The sequence below is a fragment of the Singulisphaera acidiphila DSM 18658 genome (assembly GCF_000242455.2).
In the GTDB taxonomy this organism is placed as follows: domain Bacteria; phylum Planctomycetota; class Planctomycetia; order Isosphaerales; family Isosphaeraceae; genus Singulisphaera; species Singulisphaera acidiphila.
On sequence record NC_019892.1, the window covers coordinates 442,859 to 461,452 of the forward strand.

The 18,594-nt window shown below is 59.2% G+C and carries 6 protein-coding genes and 1 pseudogene; 3 read left to right on the forward strand and 4 right to left on the reverse strand.

All coding sequences use genetic code 11. The annotated features are described in order from the left end of the window. Positions 1-210 precede the first annotated feature (210 nt). From SINAC_RS01700 to SINAC_RS01715, 3 genes are all read left to right on the forward strand, one after another. On the forward strand, positions 211-645 hold the full coding sequence (locus SINAC_RS01700; RefSeq protein WP_015243971.1) for a hypothetical protein: 435 nt from the start codon (positions 211-213) through the stop codon (positions 643-645). A 334-nt stretch (positions 646-979) separates the two neighbouring features. After that, entirely contained in the window at positions 980-1,240 is a 261-nt protein-coding gene (locus tag SINAC_RS01710; protein ID WP_015243972.1) for a hypothetical protein, read from the forward strand. A 1,533-nt stretch (positions 1,241-2,773) separates the two neighbouring features. Continuing rightward, positions 2,774-5,008, forward strand: coding sequence for a mucoidy inhibitor MuiA family protein (locus SINAC_RS01715; RefSeq protein ID WP_015243975.1), 2,235 nt, complete (start codon positions 2,774-2,776; stop codon positions 5,006-5,008). A 1,073-nt stretch (positions 5,009-6,081) separates the two neighbouring features. Here SINAC_RS01715 and tnpC read toward each other — a convergent pair. The 4 genes and pseudogenes from tnpC to SINAC_RS01735 all read right to left on the reverse strand — a co-directional run bounded on the left by tnpC (position 6,082) and on the right by SINAC_RS01735 (position 18,459). Next, positions 6,082-7,523, reverse strand: a pseudogene (tnpC, locus tag SINAC_RS01720) (IS66 family transposase). A gap of 63 nt (positions 7,524-7,586) precedes the next feature. Further along, positions 7,587-8,141 carry a hypothetical protein gene (locus SINAC_RS01725; protein ID WP_015243977.1) on the reverse strand — a complete coding sequence of 185 codons (555 nt, stop codon included), beginning with the start codon at positions 8,139-8,141 and terminating at the stop codon, positions 7,587-7,589. Between the two features lie 442 nt (positions 8,142-8,583). Then, complete coding sequence (locus tag SINAC_RS01730; RefSeq protein ID WP_015243978.1) at positions 8,584-16,842, reverse strand: FG-GAP-like repeat-containing protein; 8,259 nt, start codon at positions 16,840-16,842, stop codon at positions 8,584-8,586. A gap of 201 nt (positions 16,843-17,043) precedes the next feature. Beyond that, positions 17,044-18,459, reverse strand: a complete 1,416-nt coding sequence (locus SINAC_RS01735) for a DUF6171 family protein (RefSeq protein WP_015243979.1) — start codon at positions 18,457-18,459, stop codon at positions 17,044-17,046. Positions 18,460-18,594 lie beyond the last annotated feature (135 nt).

Consider the following 18,594-nt stretch of genomic DNA (forward strand, 5'->3'; position numbering starts at 1 on the left):
AGGCGAAGCACGTCAGTTGTTCTGAACAAAGCTTGGTAAGAATCCGATCGAGGTCGAGCCGGGGAAGTTGCGTAGCCAGGATGGGAAATAGCAATATGGGGCTAAGCCAGGTGATCTGGCTGATCGATATATTCACTTGGAAGAATTGGATCCGGCGACTGGCGAAGTTCTTCAAAACCTTCACCTTCGCTGGTCGGAGAAAATGGCCTGATGAAGAAATTCTTGAAACTCGACCTGTCTGTCGATTCGTTTCTTATGGACGGACAACCGATCCTAAATGTATCAGTCTCACTTGGAAATGCCAAGGACTGGCTCCTCTGCCTTCATCTGCTTCAAGACAACCTCATTGAAGCTTGTGTATTTAGCAATGACAGCGCCGCATCGAAACTGGAGATTCGACTTGGGGCATCATGTGAGTGGAAAGTGGGGTCGCAGAGCAGTCATTTTATAGTATCGTTTACAGCCTTCGCCTTGGATTATCTACGGAGCTTCTTCGCCCGGTACTACCGGGACGGAGTTGCTGAGGTCGACCATGTCGATATTGAGGTTGATGATCCTCAAATGGGCTATATCACAGTTAGTGTAGATGAGCATTTACCGCCTGTTTCGAGTGACGAGGTGAGGCGAAGGTTGGGCATTGGGTGAAGGGGCTGGGGGCTCGGCAGCGGCCAGGCGCTTCAAAGGGGAGACTTGGCAGATTTAGGGGAAACTGCCGCCGCGCTCCCCCAATGAACTACCAAGAAACCCGGCTATACCCAGTCTAGTTGCCTGGCCACCGATCGCTCCCCCCTGATTGGAAAAAGTTCAAGGGGAAGGACCCGAACGAGATTTATCACAAGGACTATCATTTCGACCCGAACACGGGTCGGATCTACGGCCATGGCCCTGAGAATCCCCACGGTGGCTTTAAGCACATCAACGTCAAGCTCCCGGATGGCACCAAGGTGACCATCGAAATCGAGCCGAACAGGGGGGGGCCATGACCATCAATAAGTTCATCGAAAGGATTGAGTCCAGCAAAATTAATAACCTGGCCTACAAGGTAGATGGGAAGGAGGGGCTCGTCAGTGTGTGGAAGTACGATGGCTCGTACTTCGTCACGTGGGAGGAATGCCCCGCCGGAGAGCAATACGATGAATCGACCTACACGCGCGATGAAAGGCACCGGCTTGGATCCATCGAGCAGTTGATGGCATTCCTTGCGGATCAGGGCCTGAGGCCCGAAGCGTTTCAGCCCTGACAGGGGGCCAACTCACGCCAGGGAAGTAGTCATGGCCAGGCACTTCAAAGGGGAGACTTGGGAGGTTTAGGGGGAGCAGCCGCAACGCTGCCGCCCCAATGAACTCCCAAGAACCCCGGCTATGCCCAGTCTAGGTGTGTGGCCGCCGATCCCTCCTGCTCTCAATAAGCGACAACCTGTCCCCAGCTTAGGATTTGTGTGATATCTTCGTGGCATTCCCCTCCGTCCCCTTTTCTCTCCCAGTTTCGACACCAGCATGGCCGTCTTTTGATCCCGTCAGGTTCGCCTTTTCCCCCCGCGTGGAATCGCAGCGACTTGATGCTCGTCCTGATACACAACGAGCCCGGCGAACCTTGTCTTAATGAGTTCGACTGTAAAACTGTGTTTTTTTAGCAGCTTTGCCAACACCCACATTTTCTTGAAGACGGGGCCATCTTGCCGGTACCAAAAGATTGCTTGGCTTGGAATCTTCCCTGCTGGAGGAACAGGGAGATTGCTGGAAAACCATGCAAGCAATTTGTACAGAAATTCTCTATCATGCTGATTTAATTCGCATTCATCTAGTAGATGATATGCTGCAGTGAATAGGCCGACTTGCCGGGAGTATCCTGGGAGTTTCTGATGAACAATAAAACGTAAATATGGCATATGTAATTGATTTTATGATAAAAAATACTGATTTTCTGAATATGTAAAAATTTGTATTTAGCTGTGGTGATGAACGAATTGAGCATCCCGGTATGGTCAGACGGGCTTTGCCTCACTCACCTGATCGCTCAGTCTCCGCTCCGGCGATCTTTGAGAGGTTGGGGGCCAAGATTCCCAACCGACCCACCCACCGGCTCATGCTCCGCTCTCCGTAGGGCTGACTCCTGGCCAATGGATGATTTGCTGCCGCCCGACGTCCCGGGAGTACTTTGACGACATGCAGCACCCCCACGTGTCCGATGCTTGCCTCTCTCTCCAGCCGCTCGGTAAGCATCACCCGCTCGAGGTCGCCGTCGCCCTGGGACGGATGAGCCAATGGAAAATGGTTCGGCACCAGACCGCAACCCGAAGAGGTCGAGAGGGAGATGCCGGCAGGCGTCGGTGATGACCTCGACGAAGGCATCGTAGTCCGCGAGCTTGTGGAAGACTGGCTCGCGACGGTTGCCGTGATTCAAGGCATGGTCGATCATTCCGCTGGCTGAGTGAGCGATTTACAGCATGATTCGAGGATAATTGAGCATTCAACCCAAGTCAATATTCCCTCCGTTCCCTGATTCTCCTCTTTGGAAGCTTCGCTCGCCTTGAGAGCGAGCGGACCGCTGATTGCTCCCTGTCTTCGTGATGCACTCGGCAAACCTTTGGGTTACGGCCGAGCCTTGTCTCGGCGGCCCCTTCCGTGCCAGAGAACCTTCCCTCTTGGCTCTGCGCTTCCATCGAATAAACCGGCAGTGTCATCGGTCCAATCGGAAGAAACGTTGTTTGTGGAGTCGAGGATTGCGGGTTTCGTTTGCCACGACCCAACTTGTCGATTGTTGAGGAGGATGTATGAGCACCACCCTTTGGCTGGTGGCCGTATTGGCCTGCGCGCAGTTCGGCGGAATTGTGGAGTCGGCTCCTGCGAACGCCGACCAGAATGCTCAAACGCCGGTCGAGAACGTACCGCCGCCCCGGCCCGCGGCGAGTCGGGTTGTGGCTGTGACCGTCTACCAGGGCCAGGCGCTCGTGACCCGCGAGGTGAGCGTCCCCGAGGGTGAGGGGACGCTCGAGCTGATCGTTACTCCGCTGCCTCCGCAGACGGTGGATAGCTCGCTCTACACGGAGGGGACCGAGGGCCTGCGTGTGCTCAGCACTCGATACCGGACCCGCGCCGTCAAGGAGGATACGCGGCAGGAGGTCCGAGCCAAGGAGGAGCTGCTCAAGAAGCTTCAGGCCGACGCCGAGCGACTCAAAAATGAGGCCGCCGTCCAGGTGCAGGATTTGCAGTACCTCCAGAAGCTCGAGGGTTTCACCGGATCGGCGCTGACGAACCTGACGGCGAAGGGGCGGCTCGACAGCGAAGGGGTCCTGACCCTCAGTAAGTTCGTTATGGAGAGCCGAGGCGTGAAGGCGAAGGCCCAGACCGAGCTTCGCCAGCAGTTGCAGGCCAACGCCGAAGTGTCCGAATTCGCCAGGCGGCAGCTCGCCGAACTGTCGGCCGGCTCGAGCCGGGTCGAACGCGACGCCGTGATCGTCGTGCACAAGACCCGTCACGAGGCCGGTGCTGTGCGGCTCGGTTACCTCGTCGGCGCGGCCAATTGGTGGCCGCAGTACCGCCTCCGAGGCGCAGCCGACGACGTCCCCGTCCGGATCGAATCCCTCGCCGCCGTTGTTCAGCAGACCGGCGAATCCTGGTCGGATGTCCGCGTCACGCTCTCCACCGCCCGCCCTTCGCTTGACGCGGCCCCTCCGGAACTTCTCCCGCTCAAAATGAACATCGCTGTGCCCGTCAATTCCGGCCCGATCGAAGCGGACGACGACCGCTCGCAGCGGATCACAGAGGAACTCGGGAAGCTCATCGACCTGCCGTTCAAGCAAGAGACTCCATTCGAAGATGTGATTAAATACATTCGAAGCAGTACCCGGAACTCGGTGTTTCCCGACGGGATCCCGATCTACGTCGACCCGATCGGGCTTCAGGAAGCGGAGAAGACCGTGACTTCACCGGTCGTTTTCGACCTGGCGCAGGTTCCGCTGAGGACGTCCCTGAAGCTGATCCTGAAGCAACTCGGTCTGGTGTACCAGGTTCGGGACGGCCTGTTGACGATCACATCAAGTGATTCGGAGGACCTGGTGAATCCGGACGGTGTGGTCGATGGAGGCGGATTCGAGGGGGGTGGCTTCGGAGGAGGCATGGCGGGCATGGGAGGCATGGGATTTGTGTGGGAGCAAGGTCAGGCGGCCGGCAGCGCGAGGCTCAACCAGGCGGCGGCGAGTGATCAGGCCGAGGAGATGCGCGTCCAGGACGACCCGGTCGCGGGGCTTCGATTGGGCGAGAAGGACAGTCCGAGTGTCACCTTTAACGTGGCCGGCCGCCTCGACATTCCGTCCCGCCGGGATCCGCAGTTGCTTGAGGTCAATCGGGTCGAGCTGCCGGCTGAATACTATGCCAAGGCCGTGCCAGTCCTGTCTCCCCGCGTCTATCGCCTGGCCAAGCTGACCAACAAGAGCGACACAGTGCTTCTGCCCGGCGAGGCCACGGTCTACGTCGGCACCGATTTCGTCGGGCGGATGAAGCTCCCCTTGGTGGCTGCGGGAGAGCCGTTCGTAGTCGGCTTCGGCGTTGATCCCCAACTTCAGGTTAGCCGGCGGCTAGTCCACAAGGCCCGCACGGTGCAGGGAGGTAACCAGGTCTTCTCGTATGAATTTCGGATCAGCCTGCGGAATTATCGATCCGGCCCGGTCAAGCTCCAACTCTGGGACCGCCTACCCAACCCGCAGGGCGAGGCCGTGGTGGTCAACCTCGTGAAGACGTCGGCCGCGCTGAGCACCGACGCTCTCTACGAGCGCACCGCCCGGACCGATAACCTGCTGCGTTGGGACCTCGAAGTGCCCCAGGGCACGGTCGGCGACAAGACGATGTCCCTGAACTACGAGTTCCGCCTGGAATACGCCCGCGACCTCCCCCAACCACGGTTCATCTCCGGCGGTCTGGGAGAAAATCCCATCGGTGGCGGGGCCATGGGTGGCATTGGAGGTATGGGCGGTGGGTTTCGATCGGTAGGGCCTGATGAGAATCGGTAAATTCCCTCCGCCACCTTTGAACCCTCAAGCTCCGCGAAATGCCGATCCTCTGGATGGCTGCCATGATTGACCCACTGTGCGCTGTTTTCGATGAAGTCTCTCAAGAAGAGTGGGCAAATTCAGTAGTTCGGACGTAAAGGGGGACATAGCGATTATCGACGACTGTCGATAATCGCTATGTCCCCCTTTATCGTCTTGCGTCCCCGTTTCCTGCCCAGGGGAAAATAATCCACGGGGCAATCAGACTTAGTTTCCCGGGCTTCTCGGTGAACTCAAAACGACACATCCTTCCGAATCGAAAATATCCAGAATTACATGTCTCACCGAATTCCGAAACCTATTAGCTTGCGATTCCGAAAGCGAGAGACGCCTTTGATTCGCTGGCAGATCGCTTAAGTCTACTGGGCTGCAAAGGAAAACAACCACTGGGCCACCCGCAGACCACGACAGTATATCTCTGCAAGTTTTAACGTTTGCCATGTCCTTAGTGATTGGCCAATACAGCTTGTCGTTATGTGTCCAAAACAAATCAGGAATATCTTTTATGAAGACCGGGTCGGATGGACTGCCAACAAAGTCTTTGACCAACACGATTGGCAGCATCTCTGATTTCAGAAAAGCAACCACTGTGTCCACAAGCCACTCGGTGCATTCTGATGCTCTGCCACCTATGTCATCGCCAAACGCATGCGATTCGCTGACTTGTGCAGATGAAAAAATCCTGCAATTGTCCAATAAAGCATTTGCATTTGATGTCATCCAATCCCCAAACAAACTGTCGCTGATTATGCGAGGGGTAACAAAATCCCTCAAAGCAGATCTACGCTTTTCAGAAAGTGATGTTGTTACGTGCAGCATACACGATATCCTCCTGGACAATCGGTGGACGGAGCGTCTCTAGGGTCGCTCCGCTAAATTACCGTAGAAACTCCACCCGGCACCAACACCGAAAACCTGAAAGCGGATTTCCCACTAGCGATGGTTGCCGAGGCCCAGCACCATGCCGGGCGTGCCCACTTCCACAGAGTGGGTAAGCGTGGAGAACCGCGTACCATTATAGAATACGTAAGCCTTCAGCGGAATTCAGCGATCGGGTCTGGCAAGGCTGGCAACTGACCGGTTCGTAGGTAGGCGCGAATGGCTTTGGTTACGGCGGATACGGGATTATGGCCGCGTTGCTTCAGCGTGCGGAACACGCTCATCAGAATGGTCTGAGTTTCCGCCCCGTCCTCGCTGCCGTTGGCGTAGCTATTCTTCCGCGCAATCACGGCCGGGCGGATTTGACGCTCACCGTGATTGTTGTCGAACGGGACTTCGGCATGGTCCAGGAACGTGAACAATTCGGAGACATGCCGCTGCAGTCGCTTCACCAGTCGACGGGCGTGGCGCTGTTCCCACGGCTGCGCCAGCAGTTCGCGCAATCGCACGTCCAACCGCTGCCGCCGCGAGGCGAACGACTTCGCCGGCAGTTCCTTCCGACGTTTGCTCAGGCGGATCGAGTCGCGGACCAGCCGCTTCAGTTGCTTGGAGAACGCCGGCCAGTCGCCCCCGGGTTTGTGGTAATGTTGGGTCCGCTTCAGGTCACGCAGCAGGTGGGGCAGGCACTTCTGTTTCCGCACGCAGACGACCGCGTTGTAGGCGCCCCAGAAGTCAGTCACCAACACACCGGCAAATTCTTTCTTGAAGAACCGTTTCAACGCCGGACTGCCACGCCGCCGGTCGATCATGTAATACGTGACGTCTTTCGAGGCGAAGCACCACAACCAGTAGGTCGTACCGTTGACTCGCCAACCGGTCTCGTCGGCGTGCAACACGGCGCTGTCGAGGGCTTGGGCCTGAATCTCGAGATACCAGGCCAGGAGGATCTCCCGCAAACGCCGCCACATCGGGATCAGGCCGCCGGAGGACAGCTTGAACTGGAGGTGGAAGTTAAACACGTCAATGATCTGGGCCAGCGTCGTGCCCAGCAGGTAGTGCAGCCAGGCCGAGAGGACGACAACGCGAAGCCCGATGGATGGTCGAGCCGGGCAAGGCGTCGGGGACCGTCGGCTCGACGGTGGCGCGGCAGTGGGGGCACCAGGAGCGGGATCGTGTGTTGGGTGACCACCGGCGTGATGTCGGCGGGGATGTCCTCGATGAGGTGGGTCCGCGACCCGCGGCACGGTCGCACCGGCCCATGGCACTCGGGGTAGGCCGAAAGTGAGTGCTCCTCGTGACGGTCGATCCGCGTTGGCGCGGGCCGTCGCCGACCGGGGTGCCCCGCCTTGGCCCCCTTGGCTTTGGCCCGCCCCTTGGCGGTTGGCTTGGCATAAGGTGGAGTCTGTCCCGACGGGTCAGTGCCCGTGGGCACTCCGGCCTTCTTCTCGGCCAGTTGCTTGGCCAAGTTCAGGAGTGCGAAGACGACCGCTTCCTGGCCCTGCTGGAAGATCCTTGTGGCTTGCTCGGGGGTTAATTGCGGCCCCAGAACGGTCAGCAGAGATGCCACATCAAGAGTGTCTGAGCTCGTCGTCGCCATGGGAATAGTGAAATGGAGTGGCCCTCAGATTGCAAGATGAACTGAATTCGGCTGAAGGCTTACCTAAATTGAAATTCTCCCGTAGTTGATCAACCAGATTGAATCTTTTGCGCGTTCTCTGATGTCATCAAATTTTGATTCCAAATGCATGATGTTTTTTAGAAATTTACAGATTTGTAAATTATTTGTTCCTTTGTAGTAGCAGCCGATTGTGTAAATTGCAATCCATCGAACTTCTGAGTCTGTGTCAAATTCGGCGATATTGGCAAGCGTAATTGAGTCTTGTTCCGTAATTGCGCTGAGCCAGTGAACCCTTAGAGCGTAGATTGCTGCCCAGCGGAGAGAAGCACTCTTGTTATTGAGAAGTTGTAAAGCAAAGCGGTGTTCGTTTTGTAGCCTCTCAAGGCATTCGCCAGCGTACTCTTCGAATTTCGACTTTAAGCTAATCTGTTTTTGCAAAGCTTCCTCTGACTCCTTCATGAGATTCGAAATTGTGGCCTTCATGCCTTTGATACGAGTTTTCAATAAATTAATTTCTCTGTTTGCAAGAATATCTTTAAGGATATGGTCTTGTGAGTTTCGGTTACGCTCACCTTCTGTATCAAATTCTTCTTCCATTTGAACCTCTCCGATCTATGCTAAGATCCGGCTTGCGTGGCGATATAGGGAATAGTATCCGCCAGATCGGCGGAACTGCTCGTGCTGTTGTGGTTTTGCATTTGTTGGCAAATAGCCTTCAAGAATCGTTAGAAGCTCAGAAGCAGGTACCGCCACTGACTGCAGGCTTGGAGGAAGGTAGGGGCAAGCACGTCTCGCGCATCGGTCTTGCGGGAGCGTTCGCCGGGACGCCCTCTCGGTATGCGCGGCTCAAGCAACACCCATTGAGTGTCAGTGATGTCGCTAGAGCATCGCTGAGTTCTCATGCCGCTTCTGCGTCTTTCGGACCCTTTTTGTTCTCCTCTTGGGGCGGTTTCTGAGTGATGCATAAATTCGCGGTCGGGCGGGTTCCTGCAAAAATGATAAAAAATATTTATGATTGAATTTTTTTTGTGTGTGCGTCCTAGTATGACCCAAAGGGGCCGTCAAAACTGGGCCTATCGGGTTTAGCTTCGGGTTTTGTGCCATCGCGTTCATCTCTGGCTTCCTGGAGTTCTTTGAGCAGAGCCTCGGCACATTCCAGTTCGTATTGCATGCGCTCAAGTAAATCCATTAATTCTAATATGCTGTCATTTCTATTAGTTGATTCTGCTACACGTTTCTTAATTTCATCAACAATGGATTCATGGCCATCAACGATTTCTTTCTGGCCGCTGATGTACTGGTCTAAAGGGTTAGGGTCGGCACGTATAAGCTCCTCCCAGCCTCCGGGAAATGCTTGCTCAAGCAGCCAGCCGAGTCCAACGGCTGCACATGATGCTGCCCCTACATTGAGAATCCCTGTTCCGATAGCTGCGCTGCCGCCGCCGCCGAGCGCAGGAATTAAGACCAGTGGAGTCAATCCAGATGGATCGACATGATTTGCTGGACTATTCGTGACATAACGGTAGAGGTTCTGGTCTCCAGCACTAAATCCGATTGGATCTTGGCTAATCCATCTTCCAGTGATCATGTCTTGAATGCGATGCTTGGCAAAGTTCAGCCCCACCGTCGAATCGTGCTCCAATCCTCCGAATTTGAATCTGTCCCCTACCGAAGGTAGAGTCTCACTAAGGATCTGCCCAAATACGCTGTATTCAACATGGTCGAGGATCGCTCCAGAATTGTCGATGATGTCTCTGACAGTGCCGAGACGGTCACTTAGGTACCACGCTACGCCCCCAACCGGAGTTTCCCTAGCCAGGATTTCGTCAACTGTAAGTCTGTGCAGATACCGGGTGGCCTGTGCTCCCATGCCGTTGAAGTCTAGCATCGGAGAATTTCCATCATATAAAGTTAACCGGGTTGCTCCGCTCCCCTGGACTGCAAACCGCCGATCCATTGCGTCGTAACTGTAAGTCGCAAGTACCGTTGTGACCCCGCCCTGGACTTGATTCACCGCGATCAGTCGATTGCGGTGATCCCAAGTGTACTGCGTCGAATCGCCGCTGGAACTCTCCGTTTTGCTTGTCAGGTTCCCCTCGTCGTCGTACGCATAGTTGAAAGTCCCGTCGCTCGACAGCCGGTTCCCCGTGCCCGTCGAGTACCCTGTCGTGTTCCGATTGCCGTTGGTGTCATAACCGAAGGTTTCGTTGGCGAACGCGCCGTTGGTGTGCGTTACACCGGTCAACTGGCCGTCGTTAGTGTAGGTGTAGCCGACTGTGTCGTTGGCCGAGCCACCGGAAGTGGTCCAGGTGCGCGTCTCCTGGATCAGGCGGTTGGCGGCGTCGAGGGCATAGCCATACGACGATCGTAACGTGCCGCCCGAGGTCTGGTGGGTGAGCGTCGTCAAGCGGTTGGCGGTGTCGTAGGCATATTTGGTCACGAGCACCGAGGCTGTGCCGGCGGTGTCGCTGTAGCGTGTCAGGGTGATGCGACGCCCAGCGTCGTCATAGGCGAAGTCGACCCGCTTCTGGGCCACGCCCGTGCCCGACTGGGTGATCCGGGTGAGCTCATCGCGGACGTTGTAGACGTACGAGGTCACGCCCCCGAGGCTGTCGACCAGGCTGGTCCGGTTCCCGACCGGGTCGTAGCCGTAGGTCAGGGTGACCTGGGGCAGGCCCGTGGTCCCCTGATTGTCCACGGTCAGCAGTCGATTCGCATTGTCGTAGGTGTACGCGTTCTTGCTGACGGCATCCTGGATTTGGGTGGTGCGGCCGGCATAGTCGTACGAGTATGTGATCGTGTTCGTCACCGCCCCACCCAGGGCGGCGAGCCACGTTTCGGTGGTTAGCCGGTCGTTGGCGTCGTAGCCATAGTCGGTGATCCGACCGAGTCGGTCGATTTTCTCAGTCAGGTTGCCGACCAGGTCGTAGGCGTAACTGGTGACCTTGCTGCGTGGATCGGTCTTTTTTGTGACCCGATTGGCATTATCGTAATTCCAGGAGGTGACGTTGCCCACGGGGTCAGTCAGGCTGGTTAGGCGCGAGGCGAGGTCGTAGGTGTAGGTGGTCGTCCCGCCGCCGGAGGGGGCGGTGACGCGGACCTGTCGGCCGCGAATGTCATGGGCGATGGTGGTGGTGTGGCCGAGGGGATCGGTCGCGGCGACGAGTCGGCCCACGGGGTTGTAGACGGAGACCGTGGTGTGGTTCAGAGCATCGGTCGCCGTGATTTGGCGGTTCAGGATATCGTAGGTGTACGAGGTGGTGTGAAGGAGTGCGTCGGAGATGCTCACCAGATTGTCGTTGGCGTCGTAGCGATAGGAAGCGACGGGTGAAGGAGAGGAGCCGCCGCTGGTGGAGGGGCGGAGGACGGTGGCCAGGCGTCCGACGGCATCGTAGACGTAGTGGGTCGAGTTGCCATTGGCATCGGTCGCGGACTTGATTTGCCCTGCGGCGTCGTAGGCGATCGTGGAGGTATGGCCGAGGGCGTCGGTGACCGTGACGTTGCGATTGAGAGCGTCATAGCCGTAGCTGGTGGTGTGGCCGAGGGGGTCGGTCACGCTGATCAGGTTCATGCCGTCGTAGGTGAAGGTGGTCCTGCGTGAGGTCCCCTGATGGATCGGGTCGGTGATCGAGACGAGCCGGCTTCGGGCATCGTAGGCGTAGCTTGTGACGTGTCCCAGGGCGTCGGTAACCGAGGTCAGGTTTCCCGCGGCGTCGTAGGCGTACGCGGTTTTGTACGTGGAGCCCGCGGCGGCCTGGACGGGGTCTTGGGTCGAGAGGACCCGGTTCATCGCATCATAGGTTGTATACGAGGTGTGTGACAGGGGATCGGTCACGCTGGTGATGTAGCCCGCCGTGTTGTAGGCGAAGTTGATCTCCGCGGTGGCGACGCTCACGGGCAGGCTGACGGATTCCATCAGTTGCAGGTCGGCGAATTGGGTGTTGCCGGGTGTGCCGTTGTTGGCGGTCACGTTGAGGCGATAGAACTTGTAGGAACCGGGTGAGCTGACGGTGTAACTGGTCGTGTGCGAGCCGGTCGTGTCGGCCTGGTTGGTGCGCGTGTCGAGTGTGGTCCAGGTCGAGCCGTTATTCGATCCTAAGAGCGACCAATTCTTCGGTGCCTGCCCGGGTGTGAGTCCGATGTTCGGGCTGGTTGTGATCCGGTACTCGGTGATGGTGTGTGCTGTGCCATTGGCGAACTCGTATTGGAGCCAGAAGGAGGAACCAGGGTACGACCATGTGGTCTCGGGATTCCGATCGAACGCGTTCTTCGTCGTGCCGCTGCCGCCACTGCCTCCACTCCCGCCGCTGCCGCCACTGCCACTCCCCCCGGCGCTACTGGTGCTTACTCCGAGGATTGCGGTGTCCTGCAGATAGGTCCCCCCTCCGGAGGGGAGTGTCACCTTGGTGAGCCTGCCGTAGGAGCCATAGGTGTATGTCGTGGTAGCGCCGAGCCGATCGGTGGTGGTGAGCACCTGTCCGGCCGAATTATAGGTCCAATCGCTATGCAGTCCGTCGGGGTCGGTGCGTCGCAGGACATTGCCCCGGGAGTCGAGTGTGAACGTGGTCCTCAATCCTCGGAAATCGACGATGGAAGTGGGGACGCCATAGGTTGGATCATAGGCGATGGTCATTGTGGTGGGTGTCAGCCCAAAATCCCCCAACGATCCGCCAGGGCCTCCTGATCCGCCGGAGCCGCCCGATCCGCCCGATCCACCCGATCCGCCTGGCCCGCCTGACCCGCCTGACCCGCCGGATCCCCATGGGTTGCCGACGCCGAGGTCACCGGGGCGGGTGATGGATGTGATATTGCCTCGTTTATCGTACGTGTAGGAGGTCGTCCGGCCGAGCGCATCGGTCGTTGAGGCCGGGAACCCCCGGGAGTTATACGTCGTCTTCGTGACCACGCCCAGCGCATCGGTGTGGCTGGTCGGATGGCTCATCCAACTGAAGGCCAGTGTGGTCGTGCGTCCGTTGGGGTCGGTGACGCTGCCATTGTAGTTCATGGAGAGGGATCCGCTGCCCCCGGGGGCGAGGAGTCCCTGTGAGAGGGCCGGCGTGATTGACGTTGTGGCACCGCCGCCGAAGAGGCTCTCGCTGGTGAACTGGCCGAACGCGTTGTAGGTGACGGTGGCCGTCTGTCCTCGCGGGTCGACCTCCCCAGTCATTCGGTGATTGGCCGGTGTGGCGTATGTGAACTGGCTGAGGGCGCTGTCGGGATCGACGATCTGGGTGAGGTTGTTGTTGGAATCGACGGTGATCGTCGTGACCCTGTTTGCGGGATCGGTGATCGTCTTGAGTCGTCCCGAGGTGGCATCGTAGGCGAGAGTGGTGACCAGGCCGACCGGATCGGTGATCGTTTTGAGGGATCCTGCGCCGGGTTGTCCGCTTGCCACATAGGCATAAGTCGTTGTATTGAGGTTGCGGTCGGTGATGGAGACCTGGCGTCCGGCGGTGTCGAATTGAACGACAGTGCCGTCGGGATAGCTCCGGGTCCAGGTGCCGTCGGGGTTCTGGACCAGCGTGGACGGCGAGCTGGAATGGCCGCGATAGCCCGGGGTCGCCGCCTGGCCAGCGAACGGAGCGGAAGTAATCATGCCGATTTGGGCATGAGAGGATGAGATGAGGACGTTGCGAACGGGGAGGAACTGGTTGCTTTCGATGTCGGGCAAGAGCATCCTGATGTAGCCTGTGCCGTCCGTGAGTGCGATCCCAGGCCGTCCCGCCCCGTTGAAGTCTGCGGCGATGATGTTGCCGGCCCCGGTCGGGTTTGTCTGATTATTCAAGGGGTAGCGGATTCCGGATCCCCACTGTCCGGAAGTGGAGAGGGTGACGACGTCGAGGTACTCAATGATCTCCGAGATGGTTCCCCTGTGACCATTGACGGGGATGGCGACTTCGAGGCTTTCCGAGGCGCCGCGGAACTTTCCGGCGACCAGTCCGACGGTGACTTCTGAGGGGTGTGCGGTCGATCGATACGAGGAGATGTAGGAGAACGCCCCTGCCCCGTTGTTATCGAAGAGTACGACCCTGCAGACCGGGAGATAGGCGAAATCGGAAGTTGAGAAGATGAGGTCGAGATCGCCGTCGCCGTTGTAGTCGGTTGCGGTGACTCCGACCGCGCGGAATCCTGAAGGGAGGGTGAGGCTTGTCGCCGCTCCCATGCTCCCTCCTGCCGATGCGAGCATGACGTTGGCCAGTCCGTCGTCGGTGGTGAAGGCGATATCGGTCTTACCGTCGCCGTTGAAGTCTGCGGCGATGATGGATGCCGGCTTGTTGCTGGAATAGGTGCCATTGCCCGCGGAGGAGACGATTGGCGTCAGGAATGTGCCGTCGCCGACGCCGGTGTAGATCCTGACCGAGTAGCTGCCGACGCCTCCCGATGGAGCGAGGAGGACGGCGAGGTCAAGGACGCTATTGAGATGCCCAGTGAAGTTGCCGACGACGACGCCTTTGGCCGTGTACCCCGCTGGGAAGGAGTAGGAGGCTCCGGCCGTGAACCCGCCGCTCCCGTTGTTGAGGAGGATGGCAAGGGTCGTGCTGTTGACGATGGCCTGGTCAGGCTTTCCGTCGCCGTTGAAGTCTCCAGCGGTGACCCCCATGACTCCGCTGCCGGTCGTCACGGGCAGAGCGGACTCGAATCGGCCGTCGGCGTCGGTGTTCTTGATGATCTGTGCGGTGGCGCCGTTGGACGCGAGGGCGATGTCTTGGACGTAGCTCTGGCCACTGTTGTAGACGGGATTGAAACGGGAGATTCCTCGTTGTCCTTCCCTGACGACGAGGGGGCCGCCGCTGGTCGTCTGATAGATCTGATTGACTCCCCCGATGCTCCATCCGGCGCCGATCGGGCTTGCGGCGTCGTTGACGACCTCGATCTGTCCTCGAGCCAGGGTGGTGAGTGAGACGGCCGAGAGGCCTGATCCGAACGTCTGGGTGACGGTCATGACGTAGGAATGGAGTCCGGAGGCGAGTGCCGTGGCGTCGACCTGGAGCGGGACGTAGTAGGAGCTATTGTTGTTGAGTCCCCCCGGTGTGGCGTAAGTGGTTGATGCTCCCTGGATGACGCCGCCGATGCTGACCTGAGCGGTGACCGCGGTGATCGAGGCGGCCATGCCACCAATCGGCGTGGTGAACTGGAACTGGACGACGGGCCTGGGATCGGCCTGGAGCGAGTTATATTGGAGGTCGATCCCGCGCGTCATCCCCTGTGAGGCGTAGGTGACGAGTTGGTGATTTTGAAAGAACTCGCCGTTGATCAGGCCGGCATCGGAATTCAGCTTTCCGCCCCCCCTCCTCTCGACTTGAGTCGTGCCGGGGGTGCCGCCGTTGGGTCCCGTTTGATTGCCGGTCGGCGTACCGCAGGTCGAGCAAGGGCCTGTCGGTGTGGGAGTAGGAGAGCCGAAATCCGGGATCAGGCAATCCCAGTTCCAGGTCGGGGGCGTTCCTCCGCTGCCACCACTGCCTCCGCTGTCGCCACTGCCTCCGCTCCCTCCGCTCCCTCCGCTGTCGCCACTGCCTCCGCTCCCTCCACTGTCGCCACTGCCTCCGCTTCCATCACTGCCTCCGCTGCCGTCACTGCGTTCACTGTCTCCGCCCTCTTCGCGATCATCAAAAGCAGCGAGCCTCAGCGGCTCGACGACGGCCTCCGGTATCTTACGGGTCGCGCCGAGCGAGAAGGCCACGGTTGAGGTCACGGTCCGGCCGTCCTCGGAGACGACCATCGGCGTGGCGATGTCGTGCCCGCCAATTCGCGGGTTGAACATCAGCAAGTTGAAGGTTGACCCTGGGGCAAAGCCTGCCTCGTTGGGCATAGTCAAGTAAATCTGCTCATCTCGATCGAGCCCTGACGTCCTCAGTACGATCATGCCGCCCCGGGTATTCACCGGCATGTGTCGCGCTGACAACTCGGGCGAGAGCTCGGCGATCGACACCAGGATCGATGACGACGATCGCGCGGCCGAAGGGTTGGCGAGCCGGATGCTATAGCCTGGTTGCGACGTGTTGGTGACCACGGTCGCCTCGGCGGAGCTGTCCCAGCGCATGGCCGCAGGTTCGGACCAGTCGAGCCGGGGCAGGATAAGCGGTTCCGGGATGACGTTGTCCGCATTGACGTAGACGTCGTGCCCCAGGAATTTCGTCACCGGCGAGAGGATTCGCAGCCGCCCTTGCTTCTCTGCGACCGCGCCGCCGATGCCCAGGAGCCCGGATTTTCCCTCGGGGATACCAGCGAGTGTGAACAAGCCTGCATCATTCGTCGTCGTTGCGAACTCCCCCATGGTGATCGGAATGCCCGCCAGCGGTCGTCCCATCTCGTCGACGACTTGGCCGGAGACCGTGGCTGCCTTGAGGTTCACGTGGGTTGCGTTGATCACCAACCTTTCGGTAACCGAGCGGCCGCCGATGCGGGCCGTGACCGAGAAGCGGTAAGTTCCGACCTGATCCGGGGCCGGTACGAAGGTCAGCTCGCCGGTGCCCCGATTGAACGTCATGTTGGCCGGCAGCGGCTGCGGGGTAATCGTGTAGGTGACATCGTCCCCGGCGAGCCCGCCTGGGCGGACCGACATCGTCAAAGTCGATCCCACGGTGACGGACCGAGTTGTTGTGATGAGATCAAGTGAGGGCGTGACGGTCGACGACGGGGCGATTGGCTTGGTTGCGACCGGTTGGGGCGAGAGGATGAGGCAAGGCCCCGCGATTCCTCCCGCCACGGTCACCAGAGACCGTCCATCGGCCGTGACTCGAAGCGTGCCTGCCTCGACGAGCCCTGAGTCTGGACTCATCGTCCGGAGCACCCACTCCGAGCCGGGAGCGGCCCCCACCGAGTTGGGCAGAGTGATCTTGGCCGGGGTCCGAAACAGAAGCCGGCCCCGTGATGCGGCGACTCTCACCTGGTACGTGCCCGGCTCGCCGGCCGGTAATACGGTCAGAGCCACGCGGCCCCGGTACGGCCGACCCGAGGGCGTCCTCGCGTCACCTCGGCCGATGTGCAACGCGAATCCGGGCAGGGCAGGAGTCGTCAGGTCCACAGCCCGACCCGGCCCGATGCGGCGGATGATGGTCGCCGGTGGCTCTGGCAATTTGGACGATACGGCCTGTCGTATGGCCAGACGTTGCGTCGGCGTTATTGCGGCGGACTCGGGTACAGCCAGGCTTGGTTGCGCAACATTTGTACGATGCCCCCCAGCAGCCAAGGCCAACTTAAGGAGATCTTCGTGAGGTATTACTCCCCCGCGGAGCATCTGGCGGGGCTCCAGGGATTCGACCTTGAGCCTGATCGGACGGCGAGGTGAGCGTGCCATGGGGGGGGCCTCACTGTGCTAATATAAGATTGAGTCACGAGATGATTGGAATCTGTTATTTTTATGCGGTTATTATTTGACGCAGGTGATTATCGGAATGCAAGACTGTGCCGCGTGATTTTCTGAAATTCATCGAGTCTTGATGTGAATTCTGTGGATATGGGAGGACTTAGGTTAATGACAATTCTGGATCATGGCTCCCTACCACTTGTCGAATGGGCAGCGTTCGTGCTGAAGCCAGGCCTTGGCGGCCGTGATGCAACCACAGACACGACACCGGGTCCCCGTATGTTGGTCGCATGTTGTGCAGACCGCGAGGCGGTTGCGGTAGACCTGTGGCGAAGAGGTCTTGAATCCCGAGGCCATGAAGGACGCCATCGATTTGGCTGCGTTGACCGCCATCCGGAGTGGTCCCGCGGTTGCCACGCTGTCCGGTCTCGCGGTACGCTCGGAGTGCGGACCCTCGGCACTCACATCCACTTTGCCGCCCAGGGGTGACCATCGCGGGCCGAATGTGTCCGGCGTGATCTTTGCCAATCCCGCGCGATAACTCTCGAGGTGCTGGGCATACCATTCCGCGGCAGGATGGTGGAGGTGGCGAAGCCTGTCGACGGCGGTCCCGGCGGCGGCGACCGCCTCCTCGCGCCGGCCTGCGTCGGCAAGATGGATCGCCCCCAGCCAGAGAAGGTCCGCCTCATGACGACGGTCGCCCACCTTTGCTGCGAGGATCCAGGCGTCCCTGAGACAGCTCAGGCCTCCCTCGCGATCTCCTAACTCCAGCAGTGATCGAGCCATCCGGTCGAGGGCGAGCTTTTCGGCAGGATGGTCTCCTACCGAACGAGCGTACTTCACGATCGGTTCGAGGCGGTCGAGTGCCGTCTTGGGTTGTCCGAGATAGAGTTCCGTGTGAGCCAGGTTGTTCGCAACGTCAGCGTGCAGGGCCAAATCGCCAATCCGGTCCGCCTCAAGGAGCGCCTCGGACAGAACCTTCGCCGATCGTTGAGTATCACCCGTGTAGAGGAGAACCAGACCTAGGTCGGACAACGCTATGATGATCCGGCGGCGATCGCCCGACTGGATTGCGGTACTGAGGGCCCGCTCGGTGATTGCCAGTTCGGACTCCTGAAACGGTTTTTCGGCGAAAGTCGCCTCATGCGGGGGCTGCTCCGGTTCCAGCCCTGAGACGAGATAGAGGTTCGGTCCAAGTGAGCGGATCTCTCGATCTCCCGGCCAGCGCGCCTTAATGCGTGCTTCGTCGAGTGGTGTGGATTCGGCTTCGGGCCAGGCGAGTCGCAGGTCCGCTCGACGTCCACCGACCGGTGTGGCCGATTTGCCATTGGGCAGTGTCCAGTCCTTCTCCGACCGAGTTCCGACCAGGTGGTGGACAACCCTTCCGATCGCGCCGCGCAACCGCTGGCGTGCCTGAAAGGAGGATGCCGTGATCGAGCAGAGGCCTTGTTCGGTCTCAACCCGTGCGTTGGCCGCCGTCCCGATCCGCTCCCACTCCTGGAAGCCGTCACGGCAGTCTCCGCGCCACCAGAGGACGAGGCGTCCTCCCGTCACCTCGGGCAGGATCAGGTCGTGGACGACCAGGCGACGACCGTCGGGCAGGTTCATGGGGGGGCTTTCCACAAAAAACCATTAATTCTGTCACATCACTATGCCGGCGAATGAGTCTACAACTCTGGCAAGGGAAAAACACCAGGCTGATGACATGCTGCCCTATGGACTGCGCCCATTGAGCTCGTTAGA